At 40.1% G+C, this 15862-nt stretch carries 19 protein-coding genes; 5 read left to right on the top strand and 14 right to left on the bottom strand.

Annotation, left to right across the window (positions count from 1 at the left end):
• Window positions 1-17: 17 nt before the first annotated feature.
• From ACWIUE_RS03795 to ACWIUE_RS03740, 12 genes are read right to left on the bottom strand one after another with little or no spacing between them, the layout of a single operon-like run.
• Window positions 18-824 (bottom strand): NAD-dependent epimerase/dehydratase family protein, encoded by an 807-nt coding sequence (locus ACWIUE_RS03795; protein ID WP_454135025.1) that lies wholly within the window; start codon window positions 822-824, stop codon window positions 18-20.
• A complete protein-coding gene (locus ACWIUE_RS03790; RefSeq protein WP_454135023.1) occupies window positions 784-1011 on the bottom strand; it encodes a hypothetical protein in 228 nt (75 codons plus the stop codon). Before ACWIUE_RS03790 ends, ACWIUE_RS03795 begins: the two co-directional genes overlap by 41 nt.
• Window positions 1008-1913, bottom strand: a complete 906-nt coding sequence (locus ACWIUE_RS03785; RefSeq protein WP_454135022.1) for an NAD-dependent epimerase/dehydratase family protein — start codon at window positions 1911-1913, stop codon at window positions 1008-1010. The genes ACWIUE_RS03790 and ACWIUE_RS03785 overlap by 4 nt, the downstream gene beginning before the upstream one ends.
• Window positions 1910-3001, bottom strand: coding sequence for an NAD-dependent epimerase/dehydratase family protein (locus ACWIUE_RS03780; protein WP_454135020.1), 1092 nt, complete (start codon window positions 2999-3001; stop codon window positions 1910-1912). The genes ACWIUE_RS03785 and ACWIUE_RS03780 overlap by 4 nt, the downstream gene beginning before the upstream one ends.
• Window positions 2998-3555, bottom strand: a complete 558-nt coding sequence (locus tag ACWIUE_RS03775; protein ID WP_454135380.1) for a dTDP-4-dehydrorhamnose 3,5-epimerase family protein — start codon at window positions 3553-3555, stop codon at window positions 2998-3000. The genes ACWIUE_RS03780 and ACWIUE_RS03775 overlap by 4 nt, the downstream gene beginning before the upstream one ends.
• Window positions 3555-3929 carry a hypothetical protein gene (locus tag ACWIUE_RS03770; protein ID WP_454135018.1) on the bottom strand — a complete coding sequence of 125 codons (375 nt, stop codon included), beginning with the start codon at window positions 3927-3929 and terminating at the stop codon, window positions 3555-3557. The genes ACWIUE_RS03775 and ACWIUE_RS03770 overlap by 1 nt, the downstream gene beginning before the upstream one ends.
• 19 nt (window positions 3930-3948) lie before the next feature.
• Window positions 3949-4812 carry an NAD-dependent epimerase/dehydratase family protein gene (locus tag ACWIUE_RS03765; protein ID WP_454135016.1) on the bottom strand — a complete coding sequence of 288 codons (864 nt, stop codon included), beginning with the start codon at window positions 4810-4812 and terminating at the stop codon, window positions 3949-3951.
• Window positions 4809-6002, bottom strand: a complete 1194-nt coding sequence (locus tag ACWIUE_RS03760; protein WP_454135014.1) for an NAD-dependent epimerase/dehydratase family protein — start codon at window positions 6000-6002, stop codon at window positions 4809-4811. The genes ACWIUE_RS03765 and ACWIUE_RS03760 overlap by 4 nt, the downstream gene beginning before the upstream one ends.
• A gap of 30 nt (window positions 6003-6032) precedes the next feature.
• Entirely contained in the window at window positions 6033-7034 is a 1002-nt protein-coding gene (locus ACWIUE_RS03755; RefSeq protein WP_454135012.1) for a glycosyltransferase family 2 protein, read from the bottom strand.
• Window positions 7035-7086: 52 nt separating this feature from the next.
• Window positions 7087-8289 (bottom strand): glycosyltransferase family 61 protein, encoded by a 1203-nt coding sequence (locus tag ACWIUE_RS03750; RefSeq protein WP_454135011.1) that lies wholly within the window; start codon window positions 8287-8289, stop codon window positions 7087-7089.
• A complete protein-coding gene (locus tag ACWIUE_RS03745; RefSeq protein ID WP_454135009.1) occupies window positions 8205-8387 on the bottom strand; it encodes a hypothetical protein in 183 nt (60 codons plus the stop codon). Before ACWIUE_RS03745 ends, ACWIUE_RS03750 begins: the two co-directional genes overlap by 85 nt.
• On the bottom strand, window positions 8388-8993 hold the full coding sequence (locus ACWIUE_RS03740) for a hypothetical protein (protein WP_454135007.1): 606 nt from the start codon (window positions 8991-8993) through the stop codon (window positions 8388-8390).
• An 87-nt stretch (window positions 8994-9080) separates the two neighbouring features.
• On the opposite strand from ACWIUE_RS03740, the gene ACWIUE_RS03735 reads away from it, so the two are divergent.
• The 5 genes from ACWIUE_RS03735 to ACWIUE_RS03715 all read left to right on the top strand — a co-directional run bounded on the left by ACWIUE_RS03735 (window position 9081) and on the right by ACWIUE_RS03715 (window position 14692).
• Window positions 9081-9782 (top strand): YebC/PmpR family DNA-binding transcriptional regulator, encoded by a 702-nt coding sequence (locus ACWIUE_RS03735; RefSeq protein ID WP_454135006.1) that lies wholly within the window; start codon window positions 9081-9083, stop codon window positions 9780-9782.
• A gap of 61 nt (window positions 9783-9843) precedes the next feature.
• Window positions 9844-11511, top strand: coding sequence for a phosphoethanolamine transferase (locus tag ACWIUE_RS03730; protein WP_454135004.1), 1668 nt, complete (start codon window positions 9844-9846; stop codon window positions 11509-11511).
• 172 nt (window positions 11512-11683) lie between these two features.
• Window positions 11684-12247 (top strand): hypothetical protein, encoded by a 564-nt coding sequence (locus ACWIUE_RS03725; RefSeq protein ID WP_454135002.1) that lies wholly within the window; start codon window positions 11684-11686, stop codon window positions 12245-12247.
• Window positions 12248-12371: 124 nt separating this feature from the next.
• Window positions 12372-14489 (top strand): sulfatase-like hydrolase/transferase, encoded by a 2118-nt coding sequence (locus ACWIUE_RS03720; RefSeq protein WP_454135000.1) that lies wholly within the window; start codon window positions 12372-12374, stop codon window positions 14487-14489.
• Window positions 14490-14503: 14 nt separating this feature from the next.
• Window positions 14504-14692 carry a hypothetical protein gene (locus ACWIUE_RS03715; RefSeq protein WP_454134998.1) on the top strand — a complete coding sequence of 63 codons (189 nt, stop codon included), beginning with the start codon at window positions 14504-14506 and terminating at the stop codon, window positions 14690-14692.
• 129 nt (window positions 14693-14821) lie between these two features.
• Here ACWIUE_RS03715 and ACWIUE_RS03710 read toward each other — a convergent pair whose 3' ends face one another.
• The gene (locus tag ACWIUE_RS03710) at window positions 14822-15418 is read right to left on the bottom strand and encodes a redoxin domain-containing protein (RefSeq protein ID WP_454134996.1); all 597 of its coding nucleotides are present in this window, start codon (window positions 15416-15418) and stop codon (window positions 14822-14824) included.
• 172 nt (window positions 15419-15590) lie between these two features.
• On the bottom strand, window positions 15591-15862 hold a 272-nt coding region (locus tag ACWIUE_RS03705), incomplete at its 5' end, for a hypothetical protein (RefSeq protein WP_454134994.1).

Below are 15862 nucleotides of genomic sequence, written 5' to 3'. Positions count from 1 at the left end.
ATATCGAATCGCAGAATCTAGCAAAACACTCTTTTGATACCATCTTCAAGCGAGATTTTTGCGCTAAAATGTGGCAGTTTTATAAATTTTGCAGAATCTACGCTAGAAATCGGGTCAAAAATCTCATTTTTGCGATACGCTTTGCTTCCCCACGCGATGTTTAATCTCCGTCCCGTTGCGCTTTCAAAAATCTTTGCAATCTCTCTTAAACTCTTTCGTGGGCGATTTTCCAGCGTGTAAATTTTCGCAGAATCCATCATCTCATAATCACAAATCGCTAAATCCAATCCACGCATAATATCATCAATATGACTTATGTCGATTTTTTGCTCCCCAGCACTCATTTCTAGCGTTTGATTGTCGCGCGAGATTTTATCCCAAAGATTGAGAAATTTCCCGCGCACATCGCCACTTCCGTAAGTATTATAAAGCAAAAGATTTAGAAATTTTGTTTTTTTAAATGCCTCGCTATAAAGTTTTGTGATATTATAAAACGCCTCTTTTGTGCCATCATAAAACGCCAATGGATTGTAATTTGCGCTATTTGCAAACTGCGAAAATGTCAAAATATTTATAAAAAACTTCGGGCAAAAGGGCAGAGTGCCCTCCAAAATCTCGCTTCCAAATGTGATATTTGCGCTAATTAAGTCGCTAATATCGCTTGGTTTGTGCGATGAGAGATACTTTGTCGCAAGGTGGAGAATGCCAAAATTATTCGCAAATGGCAAAGATTCTGCGAATTTGTGAGATTTTTTATCAAAAATCGCAGAATCTAAATCCACATTATTCGCAGAATCTAAATTCCCCCCCCCCCCCGTTAGCAAAAATCTTATTTAAGTAATTTTTAAGATTTGCAATTTTCCCATCATAGCGAAAAATTTCGCAGTGATTTTCTATATCTTTTATGTCGCTATTTTCCCGCACGATGGCGTGTATTTGGTATTTTGCGCTATAAGTTTTGATAAAGTTTCGCCCTACAAATCCGCTTCCGCCCGTTAGTAATATTTTCATTTTTCATCCTTTTTTGCAGAATCTAAAAGTTTTTTTATTCCCATTTCAAAGGTCGTTTTTTCCTCCCACGATGGCAGTTCATCGCCAAACTCAAATGGGATAAAGTTTTCTCTTTTCATATATTCTTTCGCACCCCAAGCGATTTTTAGCGTTTTACCGCTAACTTTTTGGAAAATCTCTGATAACTCTCGCAAAGTTTTCCGCTCTTTGCAATGCAAGGTGAATTTTTTATTTTTTAAAAGTGTGTGATTTTTTGAAGTCGCTAAATTTATAATAATCTCAAAGGCACTTATCACATCATCAATAAAAATTAAGTCGATTTTTTGCGCGCCACCGCTCATTTCCAGCACTTCATCGCCAGCATTTATCCAAAGATTGAAAATCTTTTGGCGTGTGTCATTTGGACCATAAGTATCATTTAAAAATAGCGATGTAAAGGTCATTTCAGTCGTGTTTGCATAAAAATCCACAATGCGCTCAAACGCGCTTTTACTCGCAGCATAGAGATTTAGCGGATTATTTGGATAGTTTTTATAAAACTGCCAAAATGTCCCCACACTCACAAAAAATCCACCAAAATCAACCCTCGCCAATCCCTCGATAATCTCCGCGCCAAAGGTCACATTTGCATCAATAATGCTTTTTATCTCGCTAGAATTATGACTTTTTACATACAAAGTCGCAAGGTGCAAAACCCCGCAAATGCGACTTTTTGCCCCCTTGCAAAACGCGATAAAATCATCAATATTTTTATAGCGATAAATCTCACATTGATTTTCTATCTGCGCTGTGTTTGAGTTTTCCCGCACGATGGCGATGAAGTCGTATTTTTTATTGAGTTTGGCGATGATGTTTGTGCCGATGAAACCGGTGGCGCCGGTGAGAAGAATCGCCTTTTTCACGCAACTCTCCTGCTGTGCGTTGTTTTGTGTCGAATTTCGCTGGATTCTGCGTTTTGGCGAGATTCTGCGAAAAATTTACGAGATTCTGCGAATTTCATATTAGATTCTGCGATAAAAATTGCAGAATCTAATTCATCCCTTTCTGCCCCCCCCCAATTTGGATTTTTAGCGCAAATCGCAGAATCTATCCCAGATTCTGCGAAATTAGCAGAAATCAACTCTTTTAGTCCATTTTTTAGCGAAATTATCTCATCCCAATTTGGCAATTTAGTCCCGCCACTAAATGGTTTTGTAATCTCTAATTCTCTCTTTGCCCTTTTGCCCCAATTTATTTGCAGTTTTTTGCCTAGCAATCTTTCATACATTTCCACCAATTCACGCAGAGTTTGGCGATTGCCACTTTGCAAGGTGAAAAGTTTATTTTTACAAAATCGCGGATTTTTATAAATCAAATCAATTAAGCACTCAAATCCAAATACGATATTTTTAATATGCGTATAATCCACAATCTGCCTCCCATCGCTCATATCAAGCGCCCCGCCTTTTAGCGCGAGATTATCAAGTAGATTAAAAAGTCGCGTGGTTTTATCGTGCGCACCAAATGTGTTAAAAATCAAAAGATTGCAAAAAATAGTCTTTTTTACCACAAGTGCGTAATATTTCATAATATCCTCAAATGCCTTTTTGCTCGCTGCATAAAGCGTTGCTGGGCGATAATAGTTTGAGTTGCAGTATGCGCCAAATGTCGTTGCGTTAATAAAAAATGCGACATTATGTGCTTTAATCGCCTCCAAAAGTTGCGTCCCAAATAAAATATTTGTCTCAATTATGTCTTTTATATCGCGTGGCGTGTGGGATGAAATCCACTTTGTCGCTAGATGGATGACGCCATCGATTTTATGCGTTTTAAAAATATGATTTATCTCCTCAAAATCGCCACCATATCGCAGAATCTGGCATTTGCTTTGGATGGTTGAAATATCGCTATTTTTTCTTACAAGTGCGATGATTTTAAACTTTTTATGCAAATCTAAAATGAGATTTGTCCCCACAAATCCGCTTCCGCCCGTTAATAAAATCGTTTTCAAAAAATGCCCTTTTTGTAAAAAGATTCTGCACTTTCAAAACTTCTATCGCGTGGCGAGATGATAAAATCATCGATATTATATTTTTTTGCCTCGCATTCCCAATCAAAATTTATACTACTAAATAAAATCCCGCTATCGCAAGTTTTGTCATAGCAAGTAGTTTGCATATAATGCACTTTGCTATCATCTGCCAAACTCAAAAATCCGTGCGCGAAACCTTTGGGGATATAAAGTGCATTTGTGCCATCTAAAATCACGCTAAAAACTCGCCCAAAACTCGCAGATTCTGCGCGCAAATCCACCACCACATCAAGGATTTTCCCGCTTGATACAAAGACTAGTTTTGTGTGCTCTTTTGGCGGGAGCTGAAAGTGCATACCGCGCAAAACGCCTTTTTTGGAGGTGGAGTAAAATGCCTCCACAAAGTCGCATTCCAAATTATTCTCACTAAAAATTTCAACGCTAAATGGTTTGATAAACTCGCCTCGCAAATCGCTAAAAATGGATGGTTTTAGGATGAAAAGGTTGTGAAAAGAAGTAGCGATAATTTCCATCACGCCACCTGCAATTTGTCTTTGGGTATTCTATTCACACGAAGTTTTTCCCATTGCTTCGTCAATCCGTAGGATTTGCGAGCAAAGCGAAGCAACCATAAACCATTAGTTCTATTTCCTCGCAACGGAAAAAACTTCGTGCAAAGCAATACCGCAATTCGCAGAATTTGTGAGCGAAGCGAAACAACCAATACTTCGATTGTAGATTCTGCGATTTTTACGCCAGATTCTGCGAATTTCTTAAAGTTCGCAGAATCTAAATTTTGTAACATAAAAATTGCGATAGATTCTGCGTTTTTATTAGATTCTGCGAAAAATTTGCCAGATTCTGCGATAGATTCTGCGTTTTTCTTGCGAGATTCTGCGAAAAGCACAAAAATCGCAGAATCTAATTCATCCCTTTCTGCCCCCCCCCCAATTTGGATTTTGCAATAGTTCGTTTAATAACTTATCATCGCCAAAATATGCGAGTGGTTCGTAATTTGGATATGGATAAAATCCAAAGTTTAGGTGGATTTTTTGATTTGTGTCGCGTAAATATCGCTCTAATAAATTTCTAATGCTAATTGGCGCTCCGCTACAAATATTGCAAACGCCATCAAATGCGTCATTTAGCGCGATATTTGCGATGTATTTTGCCGCGATTTGTATATCCAAATAATCGCGCATTTGCTCCCCGCCACTCATATCAAAACTCATTTGCCCCGCGTTTATGGCACTTTGAAGTTGCGGGATGAGTGAATGTGGATTTTGCCCCTCGCCATAAAGATAAAAAATTCGCAACCATTTTAAGCGAAAATCATAAGTTTTTTGCAGTTCGCAAAGTGCCTTTTGCAAAAAAACTTTTGCGATACCATAACTCGTCTGCGGATTTGGGATAAAATGCTCGCTAACCTTGCCCCAATGTGTGCCGTATTCAAAGCAACTTCCAGCGACCGCAATTTGCCTCACACCGCATTTTAAAGCATTTTTCAAAAATGCCAAAGAGCGCATAAAATTTGTTTCTATGTGACTAAAATCACGCACATTATCCATCCCGCTCCACGCTAAATGCACCAAAATATCGCATTTTACATTCAAATCTTGCGTGTAAATGTTGTGTTTGATAATCTCTAAATTGCGGTGATTTTGAAAGGATTTTAGTTTGCTTGGATTGCGCGTGGGGGCGATAATGTGGTGATTTTGCGATAAGAGATATTTTAAGACTTGTTTGCCGATGAAACCGGTGGCGCCGGTGAGGAGAATCGCCTTTTTCACGCAACTCTCCTGCTGTGCGTTGTTTTGTGTCGAATTTCGCTGGATTCTGCGTTTTGACAATTTGGTCTTGGGTAATCATTTGAATTATTTTCGCATAAAACTGCGCTCAATGGACGAATCAGTCCTATCTCACTTGTTTCACGCGAAAATAATCCAAAGCAATACCGCAACCCCTTCGATTGTTTTTGAACTCTATTTGAGGAAAAATATTTTTTAGATTCTGCGTTTTTGTGAGATTCTGCGAAAATTACGCCAGATTCTGCGATTAAAATCGCAGAATCTAATTTATCCCTTTCTGCCCCCCCCCAATTTGGATTTTTAGCAATATTTGCAAAATACTCTTTTACAAGCATTGCAATGCCGGATTTATAATTGTATTTTGCCTTAAATCCCAAATTTTTGAGTGGCGTTATATTTTCGCTAATCTCCCCTAAATTACGATATTTTATCGCTCCAAAGTGAAGTTTTGTAGAAATATTTTTATATTTTTGAAACTCGCAAAATAGCACCTCCACAAACTCCCTAACGCTAATAAACTCCCCGCTTCCAATATCATAACTTTGCAAAATATTTTGCGGATGTTTTATCGCAGAATCTAAAATGACTTTATACGCGCTAATCACATCATCGATGTAAATAAAATCGCGTTTTTGCGCTCCGTGCGTGAGCGGAATGTGCGGAGCATTCGCATAAAACGCATTTAAAAGATATGTGGTAAATTTGCTTTCATCATTATCGATACCATAAATATGCTCGATTCTGCAATTTATAAGTTGCAAATCGTCGCTAAATTGCGGTAAATAATCCCTCAAAGTCTTTTTACTAATGGTGTAATTGCTTAAATTATCAATTTGCAAAGTATCGGTGTTTATAAAGATTTTCACGCCAAATTTTACCGCGCACTCCAAAAGTCGCAAACTAAAAATAAGATTTGTATCCACCAAATGACTTAATGCTTCATTTTTCCGCCCGTAGCAAGTGGCGGTGTGGATTACAATATCGATTTTATGAGTGCGGAAAATATTTTCTAATGCGATTTCATCAACATTGTAGATTTTAATGGGAAGTGCTTTGATTTGCGTAAGATTTGAGGTGCTTCTAACAAGTGCGATAATCTCAAAATCATCGCATAGACTTTTTGCCAGATTGCCTCCTAAAAATCCGCTCGCCCCGCTTAGTAAAATTCTCACGCAAATCCTTATTTAAAAATAAAAACGCAATTATAATCTAAAAACGATATTTTTTACCATTTTTTTAAATTTTACGCCATTTTTTATGATACTTCTTCGCATATTTGCTTTGAAAATATCGCTTTTTGTGAGATATTTTGTGGTGTAGGGGTAAAGTTTGATATTTGGGTCTTCTAAAATAAAAATGGCGCGTTTCAAATCATCGCTTAAAGCAGATTCTGCGAATACTTTGTATAAACCATCCGTTACCACGCTGTATTTGTTGTAATCGCCATTGCATTCCTCGCCATCCCAAAAGAGTTCATTTTCCCAAGTATGCATTATCAAAACCTCCGGGATAAATGCCATATTTTCCACCATCGCCGTGCTTAACACCACATAGGCAAACCATCGCTGTATTTCATCATCCCTCGCTTCCTCTATCATCTCTAAACTAACGCGCTCTTTGCGATAAATATTGCCTGTTAAGATATGCGCTGAGGTTAGCATTGAGGCGAGTTGTGGCAGAGTGGCATTCGCAGAATCTAGCATTTTTGGAATACTTCGATGAATAGATGCGGAAATGCTTTTTTCAAAAAATGTGATTAAATTTAGGCGAATATAATCATATTTCGTGTTTTCTAAAAGTGCCACAATCTTACGCAAAGAGTGCGGTAATAAATAATCATCATCGGTTAAATACATCACAAATTTGCCATTTGCATTTTTTAGCGGAGCGACCATATTGCCGTAAATGTGGAGATTCTGCGGATTTTGATAGATTTTTAGAAGCGGATTTTTTAGCGTTTGCAAATATGCAAATGTGCCGTCAGTTGAAGCATTATCCTGCACTATGACTTCGATTTTGCCATCAAATTCGTTGTTATAATTTTGTGAGAGGATGGAATCAATTGCGCGTTTGAGTTGCGAGAGGCGATTGTAAGTGGGGATTAAAATGCTAAGAAGGGGGGGGCAGCAGACAGATTCTGTGATTTTGGCGTTAGATTCTGCGATTTTCGCAGAATCTTGTGAATTTTTGTTGATATTATTCATTTGTGTTTCCTTTTTTATGAAATTTAAAAGTGCGAATTTTAGCAAAAATATCTTAATTCGCAGAATCTACTTCATAATCTTTGAGTTTTTGCAATAAATATTCCTTTGGCAAATATAAATTGCCCTCCACCCACAAATCATCTTTTGCGTTTGATTTATCGGCGTATTCGCAGATGATTGGCAAAAATGAAATGTGTTTAAATCCCCCTGCGATTGCCAAAATGTGTTCAGTCATATCATAACTTCGCAAAGTTATCAATTTCGCATTTGGCGCGGTCATAAAAAGTCCATTTATCGCACTTGTGCCTTCGACTGCGATGAGTATTTTTGCGCGCATCATCAAATTTATTTTTTGCTTTAAATTATAATCCTCCATAAAAACGCGCTTAAATCCAAACTGCGTTTGCAAAATCTCTGCGATTTCATCATCGTTAATCAAAAATCTTCGTGGCGACTTTTTGCGACTGATATAAACTCGCTCAAATCCCGCAGAATCTGCCTCATAAAATCGCTTTTGCAGACTTTGGATGGCGGTATTTATGTGTGATGAAAGTTGCGGATTGGAGCAAAAATAGATATTTTTCACGCTGTAATTTTGATAATCCAAATACAAAATTTTGTCCTTTGGGATAAACTCCAAAATTTCATCAATAAACCAGCGATGATATTTTTGAAACCCACGATATTTTGGCGGAGCGATGATGACTGCATTTGGATTCTGCAAAAAGTCTAAAATCAGCAATAATCTCGCATAACCCTCAAAAATAAAATGATACATATTGCTAAAATATGTGCAAAAAAATATGACTTTTGGGATATTTTCATCCCGCAGAATCTGCCTATTTCGCCTAGATTCTGCGTTTATGTGCGTAAAAAATATCTTTTTGGCAAAGTCTTTTAGGTGGCGCAAAGAGCGAATGTGAAAAATATTTAGATTTTCAACATAATCAAACTGCTTTTGTGTGTGCGTGGCGATATTGCTAGAATTTATGCTGTTGCTAATAATTTTGCCATTTTTAAAAATTCCACCCCAAACGCCAATTTTCGCAGAATTTAAATGATGGATTTTGGGATTATTTGCCGGAATGTGAAGTGTGGTGCGCTTTGCTAAAATGGCGGATTTAAGGGAGATTAACGCAGAATCTGTGATTTTTGTTTGCTTCGCAGAATCTAGCGTAGGTTCTGCATTCTTATTCTGCCCCCCCCCAAATTCGCAGAATCTAAATTCGCAGAATCTACGCAAACATCCAAACAAATAAGCGCGATTTTGTAAAGATTATATTTTTTACACACATCAAAAATGCTTTCAAACTCTGCACCAGCAACTTTTTCATCGATTTTTATTGTAAGCATTTAAAACTTATACCCAATCAAAGCGTAGATTTTTTCGTAGTTTGTTTTGTATTTTGGGAACATACCTTCAGTTGGATTTTCGACTTCATTTTGCATTGCACCGCGAATGTAGCGCAGTCCTATCGTCAAATTCATATTAAAATCAAATCCAATGCCCCCGCCATAAATGTATCCGTGCGAAATTGTTTTGGTTTTTGTCTTTTTAATCGTGCTGATTTGTGCGCCACGCGGGGCATTTTTGAGTGCTTCGCTAAACCAATTTAGATTATATCCTGCCATCGCTTGAATGTAAAATCCGCCGATTTTTAGTCCAAAAACAAGCGGCACTTGAAGCCCCGTGCCAAATCCCTTGCCCTTTTCATACTCCACGCCTTGCGCTTGATTGCTCCCTTTGTCATCGAAAAATAATGGCACGGAGATTTCCGCCCCTGTGTAGGGGCGAACCGTGCCCTTTTTGGTAATCGCCACCACCGAAGTGCCAAGCTCTATGGCGTGGTAGCTCGCCTTATCAAGTCTCGTCCAAGAATATCCAATCGTAGTTTTCGTCTCGCTTGCAGCAAAGCAAAACGCGCTAAAAATCCCAAGTATAAGCAAAATCCTTTTCATAATTCCGTCCTTTGCAAATAAGATTCACATAAAATCGCCAAAAATGCTATAATTTCAAATTTTAGATTCTACGCAAAAGAGGTAAAAATGGGACGAGCATTTGAATATAGACGCGCTAGTAAAGAAAAACGCTGGGACAAAATGTCAAAACTTTTTCCCAAACTTGCAAAGGCAATCACCGTTGCAGCAAAAAGCGGGGCAGACCCTGAGCTAAACGCCAAACTTCGCGCCGCGATTTTAAATGCCAAAGCGCAAAATATGCCAAAGGACAATATCGAGGCGGCAATCAAACGCGCAAGCGGCAATGACGCGGATTTGCACGAAATATCTTATGAGGCAAAGGCGCAATTTGGCGTGATGATGATAATTGATTGTGCGAGCGACAACACCACGCGCACGATTGCCAATCTCAAAAGCTACTGCAACAAATTTAACGCGCAGATTATCCCCAATGGTTCGCTAGAATTTATGTTTAGCAAAAAGGCGGTTTTTGAGGTAAAAATCGGCGGTTGCGACATCGATGAGGTGGAGCTAAATCTCATCGACTTTGGGTTAGAAAAGCTCGAAGTAGAGGGCGAATCGGCTTTGCTTTATGCGGATTTTAAAGAGTTTGGCAATTTGGCAAGTGGTATAAAAGACTTGCATTTAGAAATCGCAAGTTCTGGCATTCGCCAAATCCCCACTTCGCCTATTGAATTAAACGAATCGCAACTCACCGAAATCGAAAAACTCATCGACAAAATCGAAGATGATGACGATGTGCAAAGCGTTTGGACGAACTTACTTTGAATAAATTTGGCGTGATTTGCTTTCACATAAATTTTGCGTGATTTTTTAAAAAGGTTTTTTCGTGCGATTTTTGAAACTCATATTTTTGAAACTCAAATTTTTGAAACTCAAAGGCGTTGCGCTCAACTATCACGCGCTTTTGGCGTTTAGCATTTTTGCGTTAGTGTGCTTTTATAATGATGAAGTTTGGTTGAGATTAGGCGAATTTATCGATAAAAGCGCAGAATCTACGCTTGTAAAATACACCACCACAAGTGCAATTTTTCTTTTGCTGTTGCTTATGGCAGAGATTTTGTGCGCACGAATCTACGCTAAAATTTTCATCGCATTGCTATTTATCATCGCCGGCGTTGCGGGATATTTCATCGATTTGCTTCATTTGGAGATGAATGCTGATATTATCGCCGCGTTGCTAAATAGCGATAAGCGCGAGATTGGCGACTTTGTAACGCTTGGATTTGCCTTGCATTTGGTGCTTTTTGTGTGCGTCCCGCTTGTGGTGCTGTATTTTATCCGCGTAAAGTCGCTAAATCTAAAATCCGCCATCTTGCAAAAGTGCGCTATCATCGCATTTTTAAGCGTCACCATCTCCGCACTTTATCTCACACAGGGGCAAAATATCATTATTGCGTTTAGAAATAATAGTTTGATGCGGGTGGCAAACCCCTTTGCGCCAATCCGCTCTGTGGCAGATTTCATCATCGAAACCGCGACAACGCCCACCACCTACACGAAATTAGGCGAGGACGCCACCACCACCGCGAAAAATAAACTTTTCGTGCTTGTCATAGGCGAGTCCGCAAGGGCGCAAAACTTCGCACACGGCGGATATGAGAGAGATACAAATCCGCACACAAAGGCGATTAGCAATTTGATATATTTTAGCGATTTTGCGTCCTGTGGCGTGATTACGGCGATTTCTGTGCCTTGTATGCTGACGAAATATCGGCAGGGCGAGTATATTCGCAATCTCTCGCATTACAGCGACTCTTTGCTAGATGTCGCGCAAAAGGCGGGGTATGAAGTCTTTTGGATTAGCAATAATGGGGGCGGGTGTATCGGCGGTGTATGCGATAGAATCGCAAAAAGCAATGTGATTTATTTTAACCAAAAAGGGCAGTTAGATGGCGATATGCTGCCTACAATTCAAAATATCATTACAACTCAAACGGGGGGGGGGAATCGCATAAAAATCGCACAAAACGCAGAATCTAACGCAGATTCTACAAATCCACGCGATTCAAATAATACCTTCATCATCATTCAACTTTTAGGCAGTCACGGGGCAAGGTATGATTTGCGCTATCCAAAGGACTTTGAGAAATTTTTGCCCGTTTGCAAAAGCGATGAAGTCCGCAAATGCGACACAGAGCACCTAAAAAATGCCTATGACAACTCGCTAATCTACACGGATTTTGTAGTGGCACAAATCATTGAAATGCTGAAATCTATCCCAGATTCTGCGCTGTGGTATGTGAGCGACCACGGGGAGAGTTTGGGCGAATACACGCAATATATGCACGGCGGACTGCCCTACGCACTTGCGCCAAATACGCAAAAGCAAGTGCCTTCATATTTGTGGTTTCAAAATCCGCAAAATCCGCACTTTGAGACTTTAAATGCGCGAAAAGATGGCGCGTATTCGCAGGATTTTGTATTTCACACGATTTTAAATTTGCTTGAAATTAGCACGAAAGATTATGATGAAAAGTTAGATATGACACGCTAAATCGCAGAATCTGCCCCGCTCTATCCACGCTGTCATTGCGAGATTTTGCGTAGCAAAATCGTGGCAATCTAATCTGCGATTTTATTAAACAAAAATTAAATTTACAAAAATTTCATATCGCCGATTTACACACGCAGAGATTTTCTCTATATTTTAATTGAAAGGAATTACAATGAAAAAGGTTCTAATTTCAGCAGTTGCCTGCGCTGCAATCGCTAATGCGGGTATGTTTGTAGGTTTTGATGGCGGTTATGCGATGAATACAGAGGCAGGACACAACTCTACGCAGTATAATATTTACAATGGCGACTATCAGCAACGCTTTGATTTTGACGCGTGGAATGTCTCTCTAAACTTCGGTGCAGAGGGATTTGTGAATAATTATTTCGGCGCACGAGCGTTTTTAGAGGCGGTGTATTCTGGCGGACTTACAAGCCCGTATAGCCACTTTGACTTAACGGGTAATGCGGATATCATCATCAACTTCGTTAGCTCTGGTGCGGTGGGCGCATTTGCGGGACTTGGCGTGGGGTATTCATATTGGTGGGGCGGAAAATACGAGCAAGGCAACGCTCCACTTTTCGCAAGGACAGGTTTGACATTTGGCATCGGTAAAAATAGCCGAATCGACGCCACTTTGAAACTACCAATCATCGGGTGGAACTTACACGGCGCACAAGGCGTAAATCAGCCATTCTCCGTGAATTTAGGTTACCGATATCGCTTTGGTAAATAATCACAAATAATCTTTTGGGGCAAATCTCATTTTAGGTGAATCTGCCCCAAAGTCTTTCACGCTTTCAGCACTTCAATTCGCAGAATCTGCTATAATTTTTCGCAAAAACTACAAGGCATTTTAAGTGAGATTTTTAAGAGATATTTTGTTTTCTACGAAAACTCAATATGATAAAGAAAATGTAGAATCTAGCATAAAATCGCCCATAGATTCTACGAATCGCCCCACCACTTCGTCATTGCGAGGCGCACGAAGCGAAGCGAGTGCAACGAAGCAATCCAAAAAAAATCAAAATTTCGCAGAATCTAACACGCAAACCACCCAAATCTACCCCCAAATCGCCATTTACGCTACCCTTTGCATTGCGCTTCTAATCTGCGTTTTTAACCCCTACGCGCTTTATAATAGCGATATTACGCAGTTTGATAGCACGCAGACAAAAGCGACACTTGGCGCGCTCTTTGGGGCGTTTTTATTGGCGAGTTTTAGCGCGATTTATGCCCTTTCATTTATCCCGCAAAAGTGGCAGAAAATCCCCGCCTTTGCGTTAAGTGTGGCACTTTTCATCGGCATTGCGTATAGTTTCATTTTCACAGGCGATTATGGCGCGATGGACCACTTTGTGTTTCAAAGGACGCCTTTTGATGATAAAAATGCGCTTGTGAGTGCCGCAAGGGAGTTTGTTTTGGTGCTTTGCGTGGGCGTGCTTTTTGTGGCGATTGCGCTAAAATATTTGCTTGTTGTGTGGAAAATCATTTTTGTTACGCTGATTGTTGTAAGTGGCGTGAATGCGGTGCAAATCGCTAAAAAACGCATAGATTCTTCTGTCATTTTGAGCGAAGCGAAAAATCTCAAAAGTAGAGATTCTTCGCTCGCTTCGCTCACTCAGAATGACAATATGGATTCTGCCCCCCCCCAAATCGTAAATAACACAAATCTACCCTACGCAGAATCTCCGCTTTTTTCATACTCAAAAACGGGCAAAAATATCGTGGTAATCGTGCTTGATATGTTTAGCGGTTCGCATACGCCTTTTATTTTCACGCAGTTTCCGCACCTTAAAAGCGCGTTAGATGGATGGACGCTCTATCCAAACGCGATTAGCACGACAGATTCAACCATTCATAGTGTCGCAACGCTCATCGGCGGGGAGCATTACGCGGTTTATAATATGAATAAAAGGGCGCAGAATCTCGCAGAGCAAATAGAAAAAGCATTTATTAACACAACTCAAACCTTTGCAAATGGCGGATTTCAAGTCGCGCTAAATGCCTACACGGGGAGCGATATTGGCAATTTGGCGAAAAATGGTATTTTTGCGATAGATTCTGCGAGTGAGATTTTTGTGGATTATTTGGGCGAAAATCTTGGCATAAAAGAGCGCATTTACCGCGCCAAATCGATAAATAATCGCAACACCATCGGGCAACTCTTCGCCTTTGGACTTTTTAAGTTTGCGCCAAAACCGCTTCGTGGTAGCATTTACAATGATGGCAATTGGATATTTTCGGCGGATTGGTGTCTGGCAAAAATCCTTGCAAATATCCGCCACACCGCCGATTTTTACGCATTTTCGCAGAATCTGCGCGTAGATTCTGCGAAACCGACTTTTAAATTTATCCACTCGATGATGACGCACCTGCCTTTTGGTATGCACTTTAAGGACGGCAAATGCGAGTTTGGAGGCAAGTGGAGCGCGTGGGGTGCCTTTAATCACGGCGTAAAAATGAATTATCCTAATTTTAATCGAATGCTTAATTTTTATCAGCATTACGACACCGAAGCGTGTGCCCTGCATTATTTGCGCGATTTCGTGAAAAATCTCAAAAATGCGGGGATTTATGATAACACGCAGATTTTGGTTGTGAGCGACCACGCGGGCAATGATGGCATAAATCTGCCAATTTTGGATAAGAATGATTGGCGTCCTGATGTGCTGTTTTTATTCGAGGATTTTGGGGCGCGTGGGGAGTTGAAGGTGGATAAGCGTTTGATGGCAAACTTCGATATTGTGAGCATTTTTTGCGCGAATCTGCCAAGCGGATGTCCAAATGTGCCGCCAAATATCTTGCAAAATTATCCGCAAAATCGGGAGTTACTTCACACGCTGCCTATTTCGTGGCGTTTGCAAGAGCACAGCATTGATAAATGGCATATTCGCAAGGCATTTAAGGTGCGCGATAATATTTTTGATGCGCAAAATTGGGTAGAAATCGATGAATTTGTGAATATGAAAGAGTAGATTCGGCGAAAATTATGTTTTTAGATTCTGCGAAAATTTGGATTTTTTGCATTAGATTCTGCGATTTGACGAAAAACGCAGAATCTCGCACGAAATTCGCAGAATCTAATGTGTTTTCGTCATTGCGAGGCAGTTTGAGCGAAGCGAAAACAACGAAGCGTCTGTGCGAAGCACCGACCCACACTTGCAAATCCACTTTTTAGATTGCAAAATAGATTGCCACGCTCGTTTCACTCGCTCGCAATGACGAAGTAAATCACATATTCTCGCCAATCGCGGGAAATCCCGCAATCAGCGCAATATTGTAAGATTAAAGTAAGATTAAAGCAATATTAAAGTTTCGTAGCGTTTTCTGCCAAGTAGCTTGCCACGCCTGCCGCATCTGGCTTCATACCTTTATCGCCTTTGTTCCACCCCGCTGGGCAAACTTCGCCGTGCTCTTCGACAAACAAAATCGCATCCACCACTCTCAAAGTCTCATCGACATTGCGCCCGAGCGGTAAGTCATTGATTGTCGCGTGGCGAATGACTTTATTTTTATCGATGATAAAAGTCCCGCGCAACGCCACCGCGCCGTTGAATAGCACATCATAATCGCGTGAAATCGACTTTGTGATATCGCTCACCATAGGGAACGCCACCGCGCCGATACCGCCTTCATTCACGGGCGTATTGCGCCACGCGAAATGCACTTCTTTTGAGTCGATTGAAATGCCGATGAGGTTAAATCCTCGCGATTCAAACTCTTTCACGCGGTTGTTAAATGCGATGATTTCGCTGGGGCAGACGAATGTGAAGTCTTTGGGCCAGAAAAATAAAATCGCGCCGTTTTTACCTAAATTGCTGTATAGCTCAAAGCTATTTTCGAAAGTGCCATCAGCTTTAATCGCCTCGGCAGTGAAGTTTGGTGCTTGTTTTGTAACTAACATTTGATTTCTCCGTTTAAAAAAATTTGCTCTTTTTTGCAAAAGAGTGAATGCGAATTTTATAAAAATAACCTTAAAAAAACTTATGCAAATAATAAAATTTATTATTTAATGCGATTTTTGTAACTTTTTTACACGAGATTCTGCGAAATTTGCGAGATTCTGCGAAAATCATCTAATGTAGCGTCACAATATAGCAACTTTTGCTCTTTTCTATCGTGTGGTGGGCGTTTTTAGCGATTAGCTCCACGCCAAATCTTTCACGCAAAAAGTTACACACTTCATCATTACTCAAATTATAGGGCGCATTTAGGTGGCGTAGCTTCATATTTAGCCAAACATCATCCTGTGGTGCAAGGTGCGGAAGTATCCTAAAATGCCCGTATTTCTCGTAAAATCGCTTTGTGACAGGCGAAGTGGCGAAATTTGGCGTAACGATGGTAATGC

Source organism: Helicobacter sp. 23-1045 (assembly GCF_053654655.1).
Note: the sequence above shows the minus strand (reverse complement) of the source record. Positions and strands in the feature narration are given on the sequence as shown.

Excerpts from the sequence above, each read along its gene's own strand:
- ACWIUE_RS03715 (WP_454134998.1), top strand. The coding sequence starts at position 14,504 with ATGTTTTTAGATTCTGCGAAAATTTGGATTTTTTGCATTAGATTCTGC.
- ACWIUE_RS03775 (WP_454135380.1), bottom strand. The coding sequence starts at position 3,555 with ATGGAAATTATCGCTACTTCTTTTCACAACCTTTTCATCCTAAAACCA.
- ACWIUE_RS03755 (WP_454135012.1), bottom strand. The coding sequence starts at position 7,034 with ATGAATAATATCAACAAAAATTCACAAGATTCTGCGAAAATCGCAGAA.
- ACWIUE_RS03790 (WP_454135023.1), bottom strand. The coding sequence starts at position 1,011 with ATGAAAATATTACTAACGGGCGGAAGCGGATTTGTAGGGCGAAACTTT.
- ACWIUE_RS03710 (WP_454134996.1), bottom strand. The coding sequence starts at position 15,418 with ATGTTAGTTACAAAACAAGCACCAAACTTCACTGCCGAGGCGATTAAA.
- ACWIUE_RS03740 (WP_454135007.1), bottom strand. The coding sequence starts at position 8,993 with ATGAAAAGGATTTTGCTTATACTTGGGATTTTTAGCGCGTTTTGCTTT.
- ACWIUE_RS03735 (WP_454135006.1), top strand. The coding sequence starts at position 9,081 with ATGGGACGAGCATTTGAATATAGACGCGCTAGTAAAGAAAAACGCTGG.
- ACWIUE_RS03745 (WP_454135009.1), bottom strand. The coding sequence starts at position 8,387 with ATGCTTACAATAAAAATCGATGAAAAAGTTGCTGGTGCAGAGTTTGAA.
- ACWIUE_RS03725 (WP_454135002.1), top strand. The coding sequence starts at position 11,684 with ATGAAAAAGGTTCTAATTTCAGCAGTTGCCTGCGCTGCAATCGCTAAT.